This is a genomic window from Micromonospora sp. S-DT3-3-22 (assembly GCF_015354745.1).
In the GTDB taxonomy this organism is placed as follows: domain Bacteria; phylum Actinomycetota; class Actinomycetes; order Mycobacteriales; family Micromonosporaceae; genus Micromonospora; species Micromonospora wenchangensis.
In genome coordinates, this window is record NZ_JACGMO010000220.1 from 1 (window position 1) to 5,307 (window position 5,307).

Here is a 5,307-nt window from a genome sequence, read left to right on the forward strand (position 1 = left end):
AGTAGTTTTCTTGGTGTTTGAGGGTGTCGTCGGTGAGCCATTGGTGTTGCCAGGTGGCGTAGTCGGCGTACTGGACGGGCAGGGGTGGCAGCGGGTCGGGACGACCGTCGTGACGGGCGGCGTAGAGCGCCCCCAGATCGCGGATCAGGACGCCGACGGACCAGCCGTCGGAGACCACGTGGTGCATCGTGACGAGCAGGACGTGCCGGTCCGGGGCGAGGGTGACCAGGCGGCCCCGGATCAGGGGACCGGTGGTCAGATCGAACGGGGCGGTGAACTCCTCGTCCTGGAGGCGGGCCAGGGCGGTGCCGGCGTCGGGTGCTCCGGTGAGGTCATGGGTGTGCAGGGTGAACCCGGTGCCGGGCGGGTCGATGTGCTGGTGGACCTCGGCCCCGGCGGGCACGAACCGGGTACGCAGCGCCTCGTGCCGGGCCACCAGGGCGTCCAGGGCGGCCCGCAACGCGTCCCGGTCGAGCCAGCCGGCCAGCTCCAGGGCCAGCGGCATGTGGTAGGTGTGGCCGAGCCCGCCGAGCCGCTCCAGGAACCACAACCGTTGCTGCGCGAAGGACAGCTCCAGCGGGGCGCTGCGGTCGGCCGGGTGGATCGGCGGCAGCACGTCGCGGCCGTCCGGGGTCAGCCGGGCGACGAAGGCACCGAGGGTCGGCGCCGCGAACAGCGCCGCCGGTGACACCTCCCGCCCCAGCACCTGCCGGATCCTGGCCACCAGCCGCATGGCCAGCAGCGAGTGGCCGCCCAGGGCGAAGAAGTCGTCGTGCCGGCCGACCCGCTCCAGCCCCAGCACCTCGGCCCACAGGCCGGCGACCATGCTCTCCAGCAGGCCGACCGGCTCGACGTGCCCCCGCTGCCCGAACGCCTCCCCGTCCGGTGCCGGCAGCGCCGCCCGGTCGAGCTTGCCGTTGGGGGTCAGCGGCCACGCGGCCAGCCGCACGTACGCCGCGGGCACCATGTGGTCGGGTAGTTCACCGGCGAGCCGGTCACGTAACCGGGCGGCGTCCGGCACCGACGACCCGGCCAGCACGTACGCGACGAGCCGCTGGTGGCCGCCGGCGTCCGGGCGCGCCACGACGACCGCCTCCCGCACCCCCTCGACGGCCGCCAACCGGGCCTCGACCTCACCCAACTCGACGCGGAAGCCCCGGATCTTCACCTGGAAGTCGTCACGGCCGAGGAACTCCAGGTTCCCGTCCGGCAGGCGACGCCCCAGGTCACCGCTGCGGTAGAGCCGTTCACCCGGCACGAACGCGCTGGCGTGGAAACGTCGGGCGGTCAGCTCCGGCCGGTTCAGGTAGCCACGGGCCACGCCCGCCCCGCCGATGTGGATCTCACCCACCACCCCGTCGGGGACCGGCTCACCCTCGGCGTCGAGCAGGTAGACCCGCACGTTGGGCAGCGGCCGGCCGATCGGCAGGCAGGTCGCCTCGTCGAGGCCGTCGGTCGGGAGCACGTAGCAGGTGCTGTCGACGGCCGCCTCGGTGACGCCGTACGCGTTGACGATGCGCACCCGGGGGCCGCACACGGCGCGTAGCTGGGCGGCGTTGGCGGCGGTCCAGGCGTCCGAACCGCAGACGACCGTCTCCAGCCCGGCGAGGCTGCCCCCGGTCGACCCCAGGTGGGCCAGCAGCGGGATGAGCACCGCCGGCACGAAGTCGGCGAAGTCCACGTCGTGCCGGCGCAGCAGGGCGTCCAGGCCGGCGCTGTCCAGCAGCAGCGGACGCGGGCAGAGCACCAACCGCCCGCCGAAACCGAGCGCCCGCACCACGTCGGCGGTGAAGACGTCGAACGAGAAACTCGCCATCTGCAGGTGCACCAGACCCGGACGCAGGTCGAACAGGTGCTCCCAGGCGGCGGCGACGGCCATCAGCTGCCGGTGCTCGACCAGCACCCCGTTGGCGGTGCCGGAGGTGCCGGAGGTGTAGATCACGTACGCCAGGTGGTGGTCGGCCAGCCCGTCGACGACCGGATCGGACGCCGGCCCCCGCGCCCACGCCGTCGCGTCGAGGTCCAGGTCGACCACCGGGGTGTCGATTCCGGTCAGCGCGGCGTGCAGCCGCTCGCGGGCGGGGCCGTGGGTCAGCGCCGCCACCGGCGTGCTGTCACGCAGCATGGCGGCGAGCCGGTCGACCGGGTACGCCGGGTCGAGCGGAAGGTAGGCGCCCCCTGCCTTGAGGACCGCCAGCAGTGCCACCACCGAGTCCGGTGACCGTTCGACGCAGATCGCCACCAGCCGGTCCGGGCCGACGCCCCGGGCGCGCAGGTGGTGGGCCAGCCGGTTGGCCCGGCCGTTCAACTCGCCGTAGCTGAGCCGCTCGTCGTCGAGGACGAGGGCCACCGCGTCCGGGTCGCGGGCCGCCTGGGCCTCGACGAGATGGTGCACGCAGCGCCCCGGCGGGTACGCCACCGTGGCGTCGTTGCCCTCCTCCACCAGCCGGCGTCGTTCGCCGGGCGGCAGCACGTCCAGCCCGGCCACCGTGGCGTCCGGGGTCCGCTCCAGCGCGTCGGCCAGCGTGTGCAACGCCCGCTCGACCATCGCGCAGACCCGCTCGGGCGTCACCCCGGTCGCGGCGGCGACGGTCAGCACGACGTCGTCACCCAGGTCGTCGACGTCCAGGGCGAGCGGGTAGTTGCCGCGTTCCTGCGCGGTCAGGTAGGTCAGGTCGTCGGCGTCGGGGGCCGGCGTGGGAAGGTCCGACTCGGCGAGCACCTCGGCGTGGCGGTAGTTGAGCAGGGCGGTGAACAGGGGCGCCGGGGGTGCCACCGCGCTGCACGACTGCGCCGACGCCAGCGACGCGTGCTCGTAGCGGATCAACCCGGTCAGCGTCTCGTGGGTGCGCCGCACGCAGTCCGCGGCGCCGGTGTGGTCGAGGGTGATCCGCAGAGGGAGCGTGTTGAGGAACGGCCCGAGGATCCGGTCGTTGCCCGCGCCGCCGTCGAGGCGGCCGGAGAGCACGGTGCCGAACACGACGTCGGGCCGGCCGCTGGCCCGGGCCAGCACCTGCCCCCAGGCGACGTGGAAGAGGCTGGTCACCCCGACCTGGAGGGTCTGGGCCCGGTGCCGCAGTCGCCGGGTCAGCGCCGTGCCGAGCCGTACCCGGGCGTCGCGCATGCTGTGCCCGTCGCCGTGGATGTCGCGCAGGCCGAAGGGCACGGTCGGGCTGTCGACGTCGGAGAGCATCCGGCGGAAGAACGTCTCCTGCCCGGCCCGGTCGGTGTCGTGGCGGATCCGGGCGACGAAGTCGCGGAAGGGCAGCGGCCGGGGCAGCCGGTCGCCCGCGCCGGCGAGGTACGCGTGGACCTCGGCCCGGAGCTGTTTGAGTGAGGTGTTGTCGTCGATGATGTGGTGGATCAGCTCCACGGCCAGCCACCCGCCGTCGCGGGGGTCGCGGGCGACCAGCAGCCGCAGCAGGGGCGCCCGGTCGAGGGGGAGCCGACCGTACCGCTGGTCGACGTGCTCGCGGAGCTGCCGCAGCGGGTCGTCGCCCGCCGGGTCGAGCGGGACCTCCTCCACCGGCAGGGCGGCCCGCCGCCACACCACCTGCACCGGCTCGGTGATCCCGTGCCACACCACCCCGGTACGCAGCACGTCGTGCCGGGCGATCACCGACTCCAGCGCGCTGCGGTAGCGGTCCAGCCGGTGCCGGTCGGCGAAGCGCAGGACGGTGGTGACCAGGTAGGGGTCACGGTCGCGGGCCATCAGGTGGTGGAAGAGCATCCCCTCCTGCACCGGGGCCAGCGGGTAGATGTCCTGCACGTTCGGGGCCCCGCCGGCGACCGTGGCGACGACCGTGTCGATCTCCGGCTGGCTGAGCCGGACCAGCGGCAGCAGGTCCGGAGTGATCCGTTCGCAGCCGGCCGGGATGGGCTGCCCGGTCTCGTCGGCCCGGTCCGCGTCGGCACCGACCGCGGCGGCCAGGTCGGCCAGGACCGGTGCCCCGAAGAAGGTGCGGACGTCCGCCGTGAGGCCCTGCCGGCGCATCCGCTCCAGCACCCGCAGGGCCAGCAGCGAGTGCCCGCCCAACGCGAAGAAGTTGTCGTGCCGGCCGACCCGTTCGACGCCGAGCACCTGCGCCCAGATGGCCGCGAGCGTCTGCTCCACCGCGCCGACCGGTGCGGTGTAGTCGGGGGCGGCGAAGGCCGACCCGTCCGGGGTGGGCAGCGCCCGGTGGTCGAGTTTGCCGTTGGGGGTGAGCGGCCACTCGGCGACCCGCACGTACGCGGCGGGCACCATGTGCTCCGGCAGGACGGCGGCCAGTCGGGTGCGCAGCGCCTCGGCGGTCAGCCGACGCACCGACGCGGTGAAGTAGCCGACCAGTCGCGGCTCCCCCGTGGTGTCGGTCGTGACCGTCACGACCGCGTCGCGGACGCCCGGGCAGGCGGCCAGGCGGGCCTCGATTTCGCCCAGCTCGACGCGGTAGCCCCGGATCTGCACCTGCGAGTCGTTGCGGCCCACGTATTCGAGGCTGCCGTCGGGGCGGTGGCGGACGAGGTCACCGGTGACGTAGAGCCGGTCCCCGGCCACGAACGGGTCGGGCCGGAAGCGTTGCGCGGTCAGGGCGGGACGGTTGAGGTAGCCGCGGGCGACCCCGGCACCGCCGACGTGCAGTTCACCGACGACCCCGGGTGGCACCGGTTCACCCCGCCCGTCGAGCACGTAGAGGCGCAGGTCCCCCAGGGGCCGCCCGATCGGGCTCACGCCCGCGCGTTCGGCGTCGGCCGGGGTCAACGGCCGGTAGGTCACGTGCACGGTCGTCTCGGTGATGCCGTACATGTTGACCAGTTCGGTGTCGCGGTTGCGGGGGTCGGCGTACCAGGGGCGCAGCATCGTCGGGTCCAGCGCCTCGCCGCCGAAGACCACCGTGCGTAGCCGGTGGGGCCGGCCGCTGTCGGCCTGCGCGGCGATCAGGCCGCGGAACGCGCTGGGGGTCTGGTTGAGGACGGTCACGCCCTCGTCGCACAGGAGCCGGTGGACGTCGGCGGGGGAGCGGGTGGTGAGCCGGGGGACGATCACCAGTCGGCCGCCGTGCAGCAGCGCTCCCCAGATCTCCCACACCGAGAAGTCGAACGCGAAGGAGTGCAGGAGGCTCCACACGTCGGTCGGGCCGAAGTCGAACCAGCCGGCCGTGGCGGAGAAGAGCCGGGTCACGTTGGCGTGGGTGACCATGACGCCCTTGGGGCGGCCGGTGGAGCCGGAGGTGTGGATGACGTAGGCGAGGTGGTCGGGGCGGGTGCCGGGGTCGGGGGCGGTGGTGGGGTGTCCGGTGAGGTCGGTGGTGTCGAGGTTGATCAGTG

At 74.0% G+C, this 5,307-nt stretch carries 1 protein-coding gene; it reads right to left on the minus strand.

What is annotated here, in order from left to right:
* Positions 1-5,307, minus strand: a 5,307-nt coding sequence (locus H1A17_RS33265) for a non-ribosomal peptide synthetase (protein ID WP_194823744.1), incomplete at both ends; no start/stop codon positions are given.